This is a genomic window from Youngiibacter fragilis 232.1 (assembly GCF_000495435.3).
Classification (GTDB): Bacteria; Bacillota; Clostridia; order Clostridiales; family Clostridiaceae; genus Youngiibacter; species Youngiibacter fragilis.
Genome location: NZ_AXUN02000046.1, coordinates 91,306 through 106,530, shown reverse-complemented (window position 1 = coordinate 106,530; position 15,225 = coordinate 91,306). Strand labels below are relative to the sequence as shown.

Annotated in this window: 15 protein-coding genes; 14 read left to right on the top strand and 1 reads right to left on the bottom strand. The window is 48.3% G+C overall.

Annotated elements, in window-relative coordinates:
- The 12 genes from T472_RS03390 to T472_RS03335 all read left to right on the top strand — a co-directional run bounded on the left by T472_RS03390 (position 1) and on the right by T472_RS03335 (position 12,600).
- Complete coding sequence (locus T472_RS03390) at positions 1-873, top strand: CHAD domain-containing protein (protein ID WP_040906527.1); 873 nt, start codon at positions 1-3, stop codon at positions 871-873.
- 36 nt (positions 874-909) lie between these two features.
- Positions 910-3,078, top strand: coding sequence for a replication restart helicase PriA (priA, locus tag T472_RS03385; RefSeq protein ID WP_023387391.1), 2,169 nt, complete (start codon positions 910-912; stop codon positions 3,076-3,078).
- Positions 3,079-3,092: 14 nt separating this feature from the next.
- Positions 3,093-3,569, top strand: a complete 477-nt coding sequence (def, locus tag T472_RS03380) for a peptide deformylase (protein ID WP_023387392.1) — start codon at positions 3,093-3,095, stop codon at positions 3,567-3,569.
- Entirely contained in the window at positions 3,529-4,506 is a 978-nt protein-coding gene (gene fmt / locus T472_RS03375; RefSeq protein WP_174515114.1) for a methionyl-tRNA formyltransferase, read from the top strand. The genes def and fmt overlap by 41 nt, the downstream gene beginning before the upstream one ends.
- Positions 4,506-5,198 (top strand): zinc metallopeptidase, encoded by a 693-nt coding sequence (locus T472_RS03370; RefSeq protein WP_023387394.1) that lies wholly within the window; start codon positions 4,506-4,508, stop codon positions 5,196-5,198. The genes fmt and T472_RS03370 overlap by 1 nt, the downstream gene beginning before the upstream one ends.
- Before the next feature lie 2 nt (positions 5,199-5,200).
- Entirely contained in the window at positions 5,201-6,517 is a 1,317-nt protein-coding gene (gene rsmB, locus T472_RS03365; RefSeq protein WP_023387395.1) for a 16S rRNA (cytosine(967)-C(5))-methyltransferase RsmB, read from the top strand.
- 105 nt (positions 6,518-6,622) lie between these two features.
- Entirely contained in the window at positions 6,623-7,648 is a 1,026-nt protein-coding gene (gene rlmN / locus T472_RS03360; RefSeq protein ID WP_023387396.1) for a dual-specificity RNA methyltransferase RlmN, read from the top strand.
- 15 nt (positions 7,649-7,663) lie between these two features.
- A complete protein-coding gene (locus tag T472_RS03355; RefSeq protein ID WP_023387397.1) occupies positions 7,664-8,383 on the top strand; it encodes a Stp1/IreP family PP2C-type Ser/Thr phosphatase in 720 nt (239 codons plus the stop codon).
- Positions 8,380-10,281, top strand: coding sequence for a Stk1 family PASTA domain-containing Ser/Thr kinase (gene pknB, locus T472_RS03350; protein ID WP_023387398.1), 1,902 nt, complete (start codon positions 8,380-8,382; stop codon positions 10,279-10,281). Before T472_RS03355 ends, pknB begins: the two co-directional genes overlap by 4 nt.
- A 179-nt stretch (positions 10,282-10,460) precedes the next feature.
- The gene (gene rsgA, locus T472_RS03345; protein ID WP_040906559.1) at positions 10,461-11,330 is read left to right on the top strand and encodes a ribosome small subunit-dependent GTPase A; all 870 of its coding nucleotides are present in this window, start codon (positions 10,461-10,463) and stop codon (positions 11,328-11,330) included.
- Complete coding sequence (rpe, locus tag T472_RS03340) at positions 11,318-11,971, top strand: ribulose-phosphate 3-epimerase (RefSeq protein WP_023387400.1); 654 nt, start codon at positions 11,318-11,320, stop codon at positions 11,969-11,971. Before rsgA ends, rpe begins: the two co-directional genes overlap by 13 nt.
- Entirely contained in the window at positions 11,968-12,600 is a 633-nt protein-coding gene (locus T472_RS03335) for a thiamine diphosphokinase (protein WP_023387401.1), read from the top strand. Before rpe ends, T472_RS03335 begins: the two co-directional genes overlap by 4 nt.
- A 75-nt stretch (positions 12,601-12,675) precedes the next feature.
- On the opposite strand, the gene rpmB is transcribed toward T472_RS03335, so the two are convergent.
- Positions 12,676-12,867, bottom strand: coding sequence for a 50S ribosomal protein L28 (gene rpmB / locus T472_RS19205; RefSeq protein WP_082447540.1), 192 nt, complete (start codon positions 12,865-12,867; stop codon positions 12,676-12,678).
- Positions 12,868-13,052: 185 nt separating this feature from the next.
- Between rpmB and T472_RS03330 the strand changes: the two genes are divergently transcribed.
- Entirely contained in the window at positions 13,053-13,400 is a 348-nt protein-coding gene (locus T472_RS03330) for an Asp23/Gls24 family envelope stress response protein (RefSeq protein ID WP_023387402.1), read from the top strand.
- A 172-nt stretch (positions 13,401-13,572) separates the two neighbouring features.
- Entirely contained in the window at positions 13,573-15,213 is a 1,641-nt protein-coding gene (locus T472_RS03325) for a DAK2 domain-containing protein (RefSeq protein ID WP_023387403.1), read from the top strand.
- Positions 15,214-15,225: the final 12 nt, after the last annotated feature.

Below are 15,225 nucleotides of genomic sequence, written 5' to 3'. Positions count from 1 at the left end.
ATGAAGTCATCAAGGGTTTCTGAAGGTGCTTCAGGAAAGATGGCAGCCAAAGGGTGCGATGATGCTTATCTCACGATTACAGGAAGGACTCTTAAGAAACTTGAAACTGACCTTTCCAGGCATTATGAAAATCCGGAGGAACCTGAAGCTGTACATGATGTAAGGGTGGATATAAGGGTCTTGACCTCAATACTCTACCTTTTCCTTCCGCTGATCAAGGAATCTTCCTATGAAACAGCTGACAGGATGCTCAAGGATACCATAGGTGCCTTCGGGGATAAGCGTGAATCTGACATGCTGGTAAAGTCATTGAGGGATTTTGTCAGGGAGCATCCGGAGCATGGAGGTAAAGCTGAAGAAGCGATTGAAATGGTCAGGGCTGGATCCTTACCCCGGAGAGAGGACAGGGAGCTGATCCAGGAAAAGATGAAAGTGATAAGGGACATGATGGTATCATTGGAATTGACTGATGAAGCGAAGGGTGATGCGCACTTTGACACATTTGCCAAGGAAAGGCTATGCAGCATGCTCCAAGGGCTAAGGTCAGGTGCATCTCAGAGCTTCGGGAAAAAGCGAAGGATACACAAGTACAGGATAGAGGTGAAGAAAGCGCTCTACAGCCTGGAACTTGCAGAGGAAGACCGTGATTTGGGAGGGGCAATATGGCGTGCCCGTCTTAAGGCAGTTCAGGACACGGCAGGCAGCATTCATGATGCGGAGGTCAACATGAAGCTGGCAGGTGAACTGAATGTCGAGGACAGGGAATTTTGCGGAGAATTCATGGAGTTCCTTGAAAAGAGGATTGAAGCCGGCCGCGAAAGGTTCATGTTCCTGATGAAGGAAATCGAGAGGATGGAAGCAATAGGCGGTTGAAAGGACAGTATAGGTGGAAGCTTAGGAGGTGACCCAATGGGATTTGCAGGAATAGTGGTAAACAACGAATCACAGGCCATGGACAGGATTTTTACATACAAGATACCCGAAAAGATGAATATTTCGGTCGGCAGCCGGGTTAAGGTACCGTTCGGGGCATCCAACAAGAGGCTTGACGGATTTGTAGTTGAAATGATTCCTGAAGCAGAGGTCAAGGGTATAAAGGACATCTCCTCGGTGTTTCCGGGAACGCTTTTCGACAGCTGGACTGTTGAAGTTGTTGAGGAGATGAGGAAGAGATATCTCTGCACCTATCTCGAGGGCATAAGACTTTTCATTCCGGTAGGCACATTAAAGGGAGCTGGGTTCAAGACCGAGGAGAAGCTTTACCCGAACCTTGTGCTTTCAGGGAAGCTTAACAAGGAGCCATATGCTTCGATAGCTGATCTTATAGGAAAGAATCCGGGGAAATTCATCAGGGCAGACATATCCAGGATGGGATTTTCACCAAGCTCACTCAATACCCTGATCAGGCATGGCGTGATCGAGGTGTCTTCAGTAAGGAGCAGCAGGCATGACATAAGGGATTATGAAAACTATGAAGCACCCAGGCTTAACCAGGAACAGCTCATCGCCTCGGACACTATAATGAAAAAACCAGGTACCTACCTCGTACACGGGATAACCGGAAGCGGAAAGACAGAAGTCTTCATGGATGTCATAAAGAGGATGCTAAAGGAAGGGAAGGACAGCATCGTGCTTGTACCTGAGATAAGCCTCACTCCCCAGATGATCGAGAGGTTCAAGGGAAGATTCGGAAAGGACATTTCAATTTTCCATTCCAGGCTTTCCGAAGGTGAAAGGTTCGATGAATGGCACAGGGTAAAGAATGGTGAGGTGAAGATAGCCGTGGGGGCAAGGTCAGCGCTTTTCCTTCCGTTTCGGGACCTTGGTCTCATCGTGGTTGACGAGGAGCATGAGTCATCCTACAAGTCTGAGATGAACCCGAAGTATTCAGCAGTTGAAATGGCTGAATTCATGATGGATCGAAAGGGCGGAAGACTTGTGCTCGCATCTGCAACACCCTCAATCAACAGCTACCATAGGGCTGTAACTGGCGAAATAGGGCTGATAACACTTGATAAGAGGGCAACGAAAGGTTCACTCCCGGAGATGACTGCAGTGGATATGAGGGAAGAGCTCAGGGCAGGAAACAGGTCAATGTTCTCAAGGGTGCTCAGGGGCGAGATCGAAAAAGCCCTGGATTCAAAGGAACAGGTAATACTGTTTTTGAACAGGAGAGGCTTCTCGACTTTCGTATCCTGCCGATCCTGCGGACATGTTTTCAACTGCCCGAACTGCAGCGTAAGCCTCACTTACCATACCTCAAGGGATCTCTCCTGCCATCATTGCGGCTACAGGCAGGTGCTTCCGGAAACCTGTCCGGCCTGTTCCAGCAGATACATAAAGCAGTTCGGGACGGGGACCGAGAAGGTTGAGGAGATGGTAAGGAAGGAATTTCCAGGTGCACGGGTAGTGAGAATGGACAGGGATACGGCAAAGAACAAGTCAGACTACGAGGATATGTACAATTCCTTCAAGAACCGGGAGGGGGATATCCTGATCGGTACACAGATGATCACAAAGGGACTGGACTTCAAGAATGTGACTCTGGTAGGAATTATCGCTGCCGACCTGTCCCTGAATCTTCCTGATTTCAGGGCCGGCGAGAGGACTTTCCAGCTGATAACCCAGGTTGCAGGCAGAGCAGGCCGACATGACAAGCCTGGTAAAGTCATTATTCAGAGCTACACTCCGGAGGACCCCTCCATAGTGAATGCGAAGGAGCATGACTACAAGGGCTTCTACAGGCGTGAGATCTCAGCGAGGGAAATGATGTACAATCCGCCGTTTTCAAGGATCATGTCCATTGTTCAGAGCTCTGTGGATGAAGCCCTGTTAATAAAAAATATACAAACAGTCGGTGCTGAATTAAGAAAATTTTTATTTGGCTATGATAAAATCATCATGTTAGGTCCGAGCCCCTGCCTTATCTCAAAGATAAAGCAGAACCACAGGTGGCAGGTGCTGCTTAAAGGTGAGCTGGATCCTGACATTGCAAGAAGAATAAAGGACCTTGTGCTCGAGAAGAGCGTAAGGGATGTCAGGACAAGCATAGACCTTGATCCGACAAGCATGCTATGACAAGGAGATAAGATATGGCGTTAAGAAATGTAAGGACTGTTGGGGACGATGTCCTCAGAAAGATTGCAAAGCCTGTGACTGAGATCACACCAAGGATAAGGACTCTGATAAAGGACATGTTCGACACCATGGCCCATGAGGACGGGGTCGGACTTGCGGCACCTCAGGTAGGGATCCTGAAGAGGATATTTGTCATTGGACTGGAAGAGAAGAAATATGTGTTCATAAATCCTGAGATCATCGAAATGGAAGGTGAATACCTTGACTATGAGGGATGCCTTTCTGTTCCGGGTGAATCAGGGGTAGTAAAGAGACCAAGGTATGTTAAGGTCAGGGCCCTTAATGAGGAGGGTGAGGAGTTCACCCTTGAAGCCTCAATGCTCCTTGCCAGGGCTATATGCCACGAGAACGACCATCTCAACGGAAGCCTGTTCACGGACAAGCTTGAGGATGTACCTGAGGACTTCGAACCTGAAGAGGAGACGGTGTGATTTGGACATAATTTTCATGGGAACTCCAGATTTTTCCGTACCATCACTCGCATCCCTCGATGACAGGTATGGTGTTAAACTGGTTGTGGCTCAACCTGACAAGGAGAAGGGAAGAGGGAAGAAGGTCCTGTTTCCGCCTGTAAAGGAGGAAGCTCTGAAGAGAGGTATCCGTGTCATCCAGCCAGTAAGACTCAGGACTGACACAGCTGCAATTGAAGAGATGAGGGCCATTGAGCCTGACTTCATTGTCGTTGTGGCATACGGACAGATACTGAGTGAGGAAGTCCTGTCGATACCCAAATACGGATGCATAAACCTTCATGCATCGCTTCTTCCGAAGCTCAGGGGAGCGGCACCGATAAACTGGGCAATCATAGAAGGACATGAGAAAAGCGGAAACACCACGATGCTCATGGAAAAGGGACTCGACACTGGACCGATGCTCCTCAAGGATGAGGTTGTGATCGGAGAGAAAATGACCGCAGGTGAGCTCCATGACCTTCTGAGCCAAAGAGGAGCGGACCTGCTTCTGAGGACGGTCGAAGGTATCTCAAAAGGTACGATAAAGCCTGAAGCACAGGACCACGGTTCACATACCTACGCCCCGATGCTGAAAAAGGAAACCGGACTGATCGACTGGACAAAGGATGCAGTGGAGATCGAAAGGCTTATCCGTGGATTGGCACCAGTCCCGGGGGCATATTCATTCATTGGCGATGACCAGGTGAAGATACTCGAGGCGAAGGTCATTCAGGATACTTTCGGGAAACCCGGAGAAATAACAGATGTATCAAAGGCAGGACTTGTGGTATCCACAGGGAATGGGTCCCTAAGCATACAGAAGGTACAGTATCCGAACAAGAAACCCATGGCCATCAGGGATTTTCTGAATGGAAACAGGATTGACTCGACTGAATTCAAGGGAGGTATAAAATAGTGTATTATCCGGTTTATGGATTTGATTCAACGATGCTCATACTTATTCCGGCGATAATTATCGCCATGTACGCACAGAACAAGGTGAGGTCCACTTATGCACAGTATTCCAGGGTGGCAAACAGGAGCGGTATGACCGGAAGCGACGCCGCAAGGCTCATTCTTGACAGGGCTGGCCTGTATGAGGTTCCTGTCGAGCAGGTCGCAGGGGACCTTACCGACCACTACGATCCAAGAAGCAAGAAGCTCAGGCTATCCCAGGGTGTATACAGTTCAAGGTCGATAGCAGCGCTTGGAATTGCTGCCCACGAGGTGGGACATGCGATCCAGGATCAGCAGGAATACCTTCCGATGAAGATAAGGGGAGCTCTGGTACCTGTGGCTTCGATCGGAGGAAACTTCGGTTTCGGAATATTCATACTTGGACTCTTCCTTTCAATACCAGTGTTCCAGACCATAGGAATAGTACTGTTTTCAGCAACCGTATTTTTCCAGCTTGTGACCCTTCCTGTGGAATTCAATGCATCAAGCAGGGCCATGGCTGTCCTTGAGGGATACAGCATCCTTGACAGCGATGAACTGGGAAAGGCCAGACAGGTGCTGAATGCCGCTGCACTAACATACATAGCTGCTGCACTTTCAGGAATCGCTAACCTTGCAAGGCTGCTTATCCTGAGGAACAGGAGAAGATAAAGGTGGCTGCAAAGGCGAGAAAGGTCGCACTTGAGACACTTGTTAAAATTATGAATGAAGGGGCATATTCAAACATTGCTTTGGATAATGCCCTTTCTTCAGTGAACCTGAAGGACGATGACAGGGCGCTTGTCACCGAACTGGTATATGGTACACTGAAAAGGCTTGTTACCATTGATGATATGATCGCAAGGAATTCCACTACTCCACTGAAGAAGATCGAGAACTTGGTCCTCCAGATATTGAGGATGTCAGCATATCAGCTTAAGTACCTTGACAGGATACCAGACTATGCTGTCGTAAGTGAAGCTGTTGAGCTAGCGAGAGAAGTGAATCCGAGAGTGGCAGGGTTTGTGAATGCTGTGCTGAGAAGCGTAACGAGGGATGATACTGTCCCGAGGTTCCGGTCAAAGCTCGAAAGGATGGCATACGAACACTCATTCCCGCTATGGATGGTCATGCACTTCAGCAGGAACTACAAGTCAAGGACCGAGGAGATACTTGAAGGCCTGAATGAAAGGCCTGCTGTCACCTACCGGGTCAACACGCTAAGGATATCAAGGGATGAAGTCCTCAGGGAGCTTGAAAACGATGGATTCAGGGCTGAACCGACATCAGTGTCCCCGTTTGGTATTATTATTAAAGGCGGAGGTTCGGTAGCTTCGAACAGGTTCTTCTCTGAAGGCCTGCTTACTGTCCAGGATGAAAGCTCGATGCTCGCAGCTCCGCTTCTGGAACCGGTTGAAGGAGGTATATACCTGGACCTGTGCAGCGCACCCGGCGGAAAGGCCACCCATATTGCGGAGCTCTCAGGAGACAAGGCAAGGGTGCTCGCCTATGACATATATGAGGCGAAGATAAGGACAATAAAGGAAAATGCAGGTAGGCTCAGGCTTAAGGGGATAGAAGCCGGGCTCCACGATGCAGGCGAGCCTATCCCGGAGCTCTTCGGCGCTGGTTCGGTGCTTCTTGACGCTCCATGCTCGGGACTCGGAATAATAAGGAAGAAGCCTGACATCAAGCATACCAAGACCCAGGAGGAGCTTGATGGTCTTCCTGCACTCCAGCGAAGGCTCATGGATGTCGCCAGGCTTTATGTGAAGAAAGGCGGTACCCTGGTCTATTCGACATGTACGCTGAATCCTTCTGAGAATGAGGAGAACGTCAGGTGGTTCCTTGAAAACAACCCTGATTTCCAGGCGGAAAGGATTCAGCTAGGGGACCATCCAAACCTTCTGTATTCAGAGGAAGGTTTCATTACAGTTCTTCCGACATCAACCATGGATGGCTTTTTCCTTTCAAAGCTTGTGCGGAAATGATGAAATCTTAAAATATTCCTATGATTTTCTATAGACTGCAGTGTATTTCAGCATTTGCGGTGATTTATGATATAATCTTTGGAGAACTAATCAAGAGGTGTTTTTTTGGACAATATATTCGACTGGAGCTATGATGAACTGAAGGAATGGTTCAAGGACAGTGGCGAAGGTTCATTCAGGGCCAAGCAGGTACTTGACTACCTGTATAAGGGAGCCGGTTCCTTCGATGAAATGAAGAACCTGAACAGCACATCAAGAGAGAAGCTTAAGGAAGCCTTCGTCATATATGTCCCTGAGGTGATAGACAAAAGGGTCTCAAAGGACGGGACAGTCAAGATGCTTCTTGCCCTGCAGGATGGAAACATAATCGAAACCGTGGTGATGAAGTATGTTTATGGTTACTCCGTATGCGTATCATCCCAGGTTGGCTGTGCCATGGGCTGTTCCTTCTGTGCTTCCACAAAGGGCGGAATGGTCAGGAACCTTCTACCAGGTGAGATACTGGGTCAGGTTATGGCAGCGTCGAAGGAAGCGGGTGAGAGGATGTCCCATGTCGTGCTCATGGGGAGCGGTGAGCCTCTGGACAATTTTGGGAATGTCCTGAGATTCCTCGAGCTTGTCAACATGAAGGAAGGACTCTGCCTCTCACACAGGAACATAACCCTGTCAACGTGCGGACTTGTGGACAGGATAAGGGAGCTTGCGGACATGAAGCTGCAGATAACCCTGGCAATTTCGCTCCACGCCGTGACTGATGAAAAGAGGCGCGAGATAATGCCGATCGCCAGGCGCTGGTCCATCCGGGAGATACTGGATTCGGTCAGGTACTACATGGACAAGACAGGCAGAAGGGTGAGCTTTGAATACTCACTGGTAAACGGTGTGAACGACAGTCTGGAGGATGCCTATGCTCTTGCTTCCCTGCTCAAGGGGATGAAGACGCATGTCAATCTGATTCCAGTGAACGTCATAAGGGAGATGCTCTTTCGGCCATCACAGAACAAAGCTGTGGAAAGCTTCAGGAACGCCCTTGAATCAAGGGGGATTGAAGCCACGGTAAGGAGAGAAATGGGTGGAGACATAGATGCTGCATGCGGACAGCTCAGAAGAAGCTATCTTGATGGCATGTAGGACAGGAGACGGCTAATGGTAGATTTGATTTCCGATATCGGCAATATCAGAAAACTTAATGAAGACAGCGCTGGCTGGCTTGAAGGCAATGGATTTGCACTTTTCGTCGTATGCGATGGAATGGGTGGTCACAATGCAGGTGAGGTGGCCAGTGAAATGGCCATGAAGACCATAAAGGATGCTTTCACAGACGGACTTTCGGCTTTGCCGGACCAGCAGCTGAAAATGGCTGTGGAATCAGCCAACAGGGCAATATACAGGATGTCAGCCAATGACAAGCACCTGAAGGGCATGGGAACAACAGTGTCCGCGGTGCTTTCTGAGCATGGAAGGATCCATGTGGCTCATGTAGGGGACAGCTCGGTATACAGGATCAGGGAGCATTCAATCGTCAAGCTTACCAAGGACCATTCGCTGGTCCAGACACTAGTGGACATGGGCACGATTACCGCTGAAGAGGCAAAGCACCACCATAACAAGAACATAATAACAAGGGCGGTAGGAACCAACGAGGAAGTGGAGGTCGACATGCATACGCTTGTGTCGGATCCTTACGACATATACCTGCTCTGCACCGACGGGCTGACCGACTACATCTCCGAGGAAGAGATCCTCGAGGTCAGCGAAAAGGGCGAGAACGGGAACAGCCTCAGACATCTGGTTACAATGGCAAAGGAAAGAGGCGGCAAGGATAACATCACTTTGTTGGTATTTGGAGGAGAAGCAGTAAAATGATAGGAAAAATACTCGGCAACCGTTACGAAATTGTGGAGAAGATCGCCCAGGGCGGCATGTCTACCGTATACAAGGCCCTTGACACGAAGCTTAACAGATATGATGCTGTCAAAGTTCTCAAGGAAGAATTCACCTCTAACAGGGAGATACTTGACAGGTTCAAGCAGGAAGCCAATGCAGTGGCATTCCTTTCTCATCCCAACATAGTGAACATATACAATGTGGGAAGTGAGGACAACATACATTACATTGTAATGGAATATGTCAGGGGAAAGACACTGAAGCAGGTCATAAGGGAAAAGGGCAAGCTCACAAACGATGAGATACTGGACTACTCCATGCAGATAGGAAGAGCCCTTGAATGCGCTCACAACAATAATATAATCCACAGGGACATCAAACCTCACAACATAATGATTACAGGAGACAACCTGGTCAAGGTCACTGATTTCGGCATAGCAAAACACTCTGATTCAAACACCATTACCCATTCGGGGAAGATAATAGGATCAGCGCACTACTTCTCACCGGAACAGGCGAGAGGAAACCTTACCGACAGAAGATCAGACATATATTCACTTGGCATAGTAATGTTCGAAATGGCCACAGGGGCAGTGCCCTTTGACGCCGAGAGCCCCATAACGATTGCACTTAAACATATGCAGGAGGAGATAAAAGCTCCTAAGACGATTAATCCCCTCCTATCGGAAGGGATCAACAGTGTAATAATCAAAGCCACCGCGAAGGATCCGATAGCAAGATACCAGAAGATCGAGGAGCTGCTTGTAGACCTGAGGACTGTACGTGCAGGTGAAAACATAGAATCTGCAGCGGTATTTGGCGGAGAGACCCAGGTGATGTCTGCGGTTAAACCTAAGAGAGACCCAATGGAAGATGACATATTCGATGACGAGAAGCCGATGGGAAAGAACAAGACAGTGCTCATAGTGGGTCTTGTAATGGTAGTATTCCTTACTCTGGGAGCTATTCTCGGACAATTTGTGTTCGGTGGAGGAACCAAGAATCCCACAACAGTTGTAGATGAAAACACAAAGGTCCCGGCTATCTCAGGAATGCTTAAGGAAAACGCTGAAGATATGCTCGTTGATGCCGGTCTGGTAATGCAGATAGGTTCGATGGAAAATTCAGACCTGCCAGAGGGAACTGTCCTGAGGTCATTCCCAGGCGAAGGTGAAAGTGTCAAGAAAGGCTCTACAGTGCAGGTCGTGTTAAGTGCAGGCCAGGTAAAGCTTAAGGTTCCCGATGTCCTGAACATGACACTTGAATCAGCAGAGACACTCCTTGCAAACAATAACTTCATCAAGGGCGCTGTCACTGAAGAGTACAGCGAGACTGTCCCCCAGGGGCAGGTAATTAGCCAGGAACCTCTTGCGATGACGGATATGCCGAAGGGCAGTCCTGTGAACATAGTGGTATCGAAGGGACCTGAGATACAGATTTCCAAGGTGCCGAATCTGGTGTCACTTTCAGAGACTGAAGCAAAGAATCTCCTGGAGTCTGTAAAGCTCGTGCTTGGTACGGTCACCAAGCAGCCTACCGGTGACAAGAAACTGGATGGCTCCATCAAATCTCAGGAAATACCTGAAAACACTGAAGTCAAGCAGGGGTCCAAGGTCAATGTGACCATATATGAGTACAGGGAGGTCCTGATAGGCGACTTTTCAGGATTGACTGTAGCAGCATATGAATCAGAACTGGAATCCCTTGGACTCAAGGTGGTCCTTGCCGGAGACACATTACGTACTGACAATGTGGTCGATGTGAACCCGAATGTGGGAAGGTCAGTTCCTTACGGAAGCACAGTTCAGATACTTGGTGAGCCTGAGTCTGAAGAACCGATACCTGAGCCAACTGCAGCACCAACAACTCAGCCTTGATAAGCATAATAACTGGGCAGCCGCTTGCGGCTGCCTTTTTGAACAGCATTATGCCTGGAACGATACAGTAAGGGATGCTGAGATATAAATTGTGGAATTAAGAGTGATTGAAGGATATAATTAAGGGAGGGGCAGGAAGGGCAGGATGCCTAGCCCAAATAAATCACGGGACCGGTGCCATGGAAGGATTGATTATAAAGGGAATAGGCGGCTTTTACTACGTAAGCACTGAAGGCGGTGTAGTCGAATGCAAGGCCAAGGGAATATTCAGGCTGAGGAATGTGACCCCTATGGTAGGTGACAAGGTCATAATCGAGGTTGAGAGGGATTCAAATGTGATCTCTGAGATACTTCCGAGGTCGTCTGAGCTTGAGAGGCCAATGGTTGCAAATGTCACTCAGGCCTTTGTCGTGTCAGCAATGAGGAATCCGGACATAAACGAGGAGCTCCTCATGAAGTTCATTGTCATGCTCGAAAAATCCAATATAACTCCAGTGCTTGTTTTCAACAAGGTTGACCTGTCGTATGAGGGGCAGATGGAAGAGCTCAGGGAACTGTTCATGGGTACGGGCTACAGGCTGCTGTTCATCGGTGCTAAAGAGGGAAAGGACTTTGATGTGATCCTCAGGGAGCTTCCCGGTAACATCACCGTGTTCTGCGGACCTTCGGGAGCTGGAAAGTCTACCATGCTGAACCGTATACTCGGTAAGGAGCACATGGAGACTGGAGTGGTGTCTGTAAGGCTCAAAAGGGGAAAGCATACCACAAGGCACAGTGAGCTTGTAAATGTGAATGATGGCTTTGTAGTGGATACTCCAGGATTCTCATCTATCGAGCTTTCGATGGAAACTGACGAGCTGAAGGATTATTTCCCTGAATTCCACCAGCATGAGGGGAACTGCAGGTTTACCGGATGTTCCCATAACAAGGAACCGGGCTGCAGCGTAAAAGAAGCTGTGGGCAAGACTATTTCTGAAAAAAGATACAACTATTATCTGAGATTCTTGAATGAACTTATGGAGGTAAACAAGAAAAAATGGTCAAGATAGCACCATCATTATTATCAGCAGACTTCGCAAACCTGGGACGGGACATCGAGACAACTGAGACAGCAGGGGCTGACTGGATACATATCGATGTCATGGACGGATCCTTTGTCCCGAACATAAGCTTCGGGCTTCCTGTGATCAAGGCGATAAGGCCGCTTACCAAGCTCACGTTTGATGTGCACCTCATGATAATGGAGCCCTCGAATTTCTTCGAGGCATTCGCTGAAGCAGGAGCCGACCTCATCAATTTCCACTATGAGGCGGAGAAACATGTCGACAGGGCGATACACAGGATAAAGGGCCTTGGGGTGATGGCAGGAATAACGCTTAATCCTGCAACGCCTGTTTCCGTATTGAAGCATGTCCTTCCTGACTTGGACCTTGTTCTCATAATGTCAGTGAATCCCGGATTCGGAGGCCAGTCCTTCATTCCGTACGCGCTGGACAAGGTCAGGGAGCTCAGGCAAATGGCGGATGTTCTCAATCCCTCACTCATGATCGAGATAGACGGAGGGATAGGAGAGAATAACATCAGGGCAGCTGCCGAGGCAGGTGCGGATGTCATTGTGGCGGGATCGGCGGTTTACAGGAACAACGAGATATCGGAGAACATGATGAAGCTGAGGAAAGCCCTCAGATGAAGGCAATTATAGTCTCTGGAGGGGAAAGTCCAAAGAGGGAGCTCTTCACCTCATATGTTGAACCGGGAGATGTGATAATCGCAGCGGACAGTGGAGGAGAATTCCTGAAGGAGATTGGCATCATGCCTGACGTGCTTCTTGGTGACTTCGATTCTCTCAGCGAAGAAACCCTTGAATACCTCAAGGGCAGGTGCGAAATCATCAGGTTCGATGCGGTCAAGGATTTCACGGACACCGAAGCGGCATACCTGAAGGCGAGGGAATACTCGCCTGAATCCTACCTGTTCTTCGGCTGCACCGGTGTGAGGCTCGACCACTTCCTGGGAAACCTGGGGCTTCTTGAGGAGGCACTCAGTGAAGGGAAGGAAGCCTTCATTATCGACGGCTACAACAAGATCGGATTGATGAACAGACCAGGAGTCATCACCAGGGACTTCGGGGACTTCATATCTTTCCAGGCCTTCAGGGGCGATGTGGAGGGCTTTACCATCAAAGGGGCAAGATATCCTCTGCATGACTACAGGCTCAGGATGGGGGACCCCAGGACCGTCTCGAACGAGTTTGTCGGGGATACAATGGAGGTTTCATTCAAAAGCGGAATTGTGATCGTCATGAAGTCAAGGGACTGAAAAAAGGACGTTAGAAAACCCAGGGAAATTAATCCCTGGGTTTTCTAACGGATGATTTATCCAGTCAATCTTTAATTATATCGCACGCTCAACCTTGCCAGAACGCAAGCATCTTGTACATACGACAACTCTCTGTGGAGTTCCGTCGACAATAGCTCTAACCTTCTGTAGATTTGGGGCCCACTTTCTAAGTGACTGCCTGTGTGAGTGTGAGTAAGATTTTCCTGATATGACACCCTTGTTGCATACTTCGCATACTCTTGCCATCAGATTTACACCTCCTCCATGAGAGTTTATGAAATCGAAAACTAATATCCCGATTGGAACAAATAACATTCTAACATAACGGCGGACTTGTTTGCAACATAATTTTCCGTGTACATTAGCTTATCTTGAAGTTACAATGAAAATATAATATTATATAAGATGAATTCAGTCAAGGAGGGAGTAAATTGATAGGATTAACCAACAGCAACGGCAACATAACCTACTCAGACGAGGTGATCGCCAAGATAGTCGGTCTTTCCACTATGGAATGCTATGGTGTCGTGGGCATGGCCTCCAAGAATACAGCTGACGGACTATGGGAACTGATCAAGGTAGAGCACCTTAACAAGGGCGTCAAGATAAACTACAAGAACAACGAGCTTTCCATAGACCTTTTCGTGGTTGTAGAGTATGGCACTAAGATATCCGTTATCGCCGGAAACATAATACAGAAGGTAAGGTACAACGTTGAGAACCATACAGGTCTCAAGGTAGCGAACATAACAGTAAATATCGAGGGTATAAGGTTCTAGGACCAATTCTTAAAAAAACCTGACTTTTCGGTAATTGGTATTTAAATATGTACTATTATGGAAGAATATGATTCTTGGACTTCAGGCAAGGCAGAAACAGTATTGATATAAAGAGATTTGTAAAAGCTGGACATTCCCTATGTTGTCCATTTTTACGGGAGGTTATTTTCAGATGAAATACAGCAAGATCAATGGACAGCAATTTATAAGCATGGTCATCAACGCCAGTGCGAAACTGGAGGATGAGAAGGCATATGTTGATTCGCTCAATGTCTTTCCGGTTCCGGATGGAGACACAGGCACCAACATGTCCATGACATTCCGGGCGGCAGTCAGGGAAGTTGAAGGGCACAAGTCCACGAACATCGGAGAAGTGTCCAAGACACTTGCGAAGGGTGCCCTTATGGGAGCAAGAGGGAATTCAGGAGTCATACTCTCCCAGATATTCCGAGGGATTGCAAAAGGACTTGAGGGCAAAGATGAAGTTAATCCGTTTGAACTGACGCTTAGCTTCATAGAAGGTTCCAAGTCAGCATACAGGGCGGTCATGAGACCGACAGAGGGGACGATACTGACAGTCATAAGGGAAGTTGGAGAGAAGGCTGTAGAGCTGCACACTGATGACTGTACCGAGCTGATGAGGAATATCGTTGAGATTTCAAAGGACACGCTTGAAAGGACACCTGAGATGCTACCTCAGCTTAAGGCTGCAAAGGTAGTCGATTCAGGCGGAATGGGACTTGTTGTAATACTTCAGGGTATGTATGAGGCACTTTCAGGAGAGATGACCGAGAGAAAGACAGAAGAGAAGGCACCTGCAGAAAGCTATGTGGCAGCAAGGGACACACATACAGAGATAACCTTCGGATACTGCACTGAGTTCATAATTCTGGCTGAGCCGGACAATGGCGCTTTCAGGGAATATCTTGAAACAATGGGAGACTCGATCGTATACGTAGGCTACGATGACATCATCAAGGTCCACATCCATACTGATGAACCAGGACTTGTTCTTGCAGAAGCAGGAAAGCTGGGTGAGCTTACAAAGATAAAGATAGAGAACATGAGAGAACAGCACAGGAACCTACAGGATGTCCCGGAAACCGTGGGTCACGGGGAGAATCCTGCAGCTCTGGAAGATACTGAGGCTGAGGCAAAGAAGTATGGCTTCATTTCCGTATCTGTCGGAGAAGGGCTCAAGGCTGCGTTCCTTGACCTGGGTGCGGATGTGATAATTGAAGGCGGACAGACAATGAATCCTTCTACAGAGGATATCGTGAAGGCTGTAGAAAGTCTTAATGCGGAACATATCTTCATTCTGCCGAACAACAAGAACATAATCATGGCGGCAAACCAGGCAAGTGAAATTTCGCACAAGGACGTGCATGTAATAGCAACAAAGACGATTCCACAGGGTATAACGGCATTGACTGCATTCAATCCTGAATCAGAGCTTGATGCTAACATCAGGTCAATGACAGGCAGCCTCAAAGAGGTTAAGTCAGGTTCTGTCACCTATGCGGTGAGGGACACTGAGATAGATGGAATCGAAATCAGGCAGGGGGACTACCTGGGACTTCTCGACAACAAGATCGTCGAGGTTGAAAGGGACCTATACCAGCTCACTGAAGCCCTTATCGAAAGGATGGTTGACGAGCACAGCTCGGCGCTCACGGTATTCTACGGCAGCGATGCAGCTGAAGAGGAAGTCCAGGCGTTCATGGAAAAGCTCGAAGAGAAGTACGGGGACCTTGATGTCATGAGCCTGGCTGGAAAGCAGCCGCTCTACTACTTCATAATCTCCGTAGAATAATGACATTACACA

Coding starts and splice junctions, on each gene's coding strand:
- rpe (WP_023387400.1), top strand. CDS start 11,318: ATGGTCAAGATAGCACCATCATTATTATCAGCAGACTTCGCAAACCTG.
- priA (WP_023387391.1), top strand. CDS start 910: ATGGGATTTGCAGGAATAGTGGTAAACAACGAATCACAGGCCATGGAC.
- rsgA (WP_040906559.1), top strand. CDS start 10,461: ATGGAAGGATTGATTATAAAGGGAATAGGCGGCTTTTACTACGTAAGC.
- T472_RS03355 (WP_023387397.1), top strand. CDS start 7,664: ATGGTAGATTTGATTTCCGATATCGGCAATATCAGAAAACTTAATGAA.
- T472_RS03335 (WP_023387401.1), top strand. CDS start 11,968: ATGAAGGCAATTATAGTCTCTGGAGGGGAAAGTCCAAAGAGGGAGCTC.
- T472_RS03390 (WP_040906527.1), top strand. CDS start 1: ATGAAGTCATCAAGGGTTTCTGAAGGTGCTTCAGGAAAGATGGCAGCC.
- fmt (WP_174515114.1), top strand. CDS start 3,529: ATGTACCTGAGGACTTCGAACCTGAAGAGGAGACGGTGTGATTTGGAC.
- def (WP_023387392.1), top strand. CDS start 3,093: ATGGCGTTAAGAAATGTAAGGACTGTTGGGGACGATGTCCTCAGAAAG.
- T472_RS03325 (WP_023387403.1), top strand. CDS start 13,573: ATGAAATACAGCAAGATCAATGGACAGCAATTTATAAGCATGGTCATC.
- pknB (WP_023387398.1), top strand. CDS start 8,380: ATGATAGGAAAAATACTCGGCAACCGTTACGAAATTGTGGAGAAGATC.
- rpmB (WP_082447540.1), bottom strand. CDS start 12,867: ATGGCAAGAGTATGCGAAGTATGCAACAAGGGTGTCATATCAGGAAAA.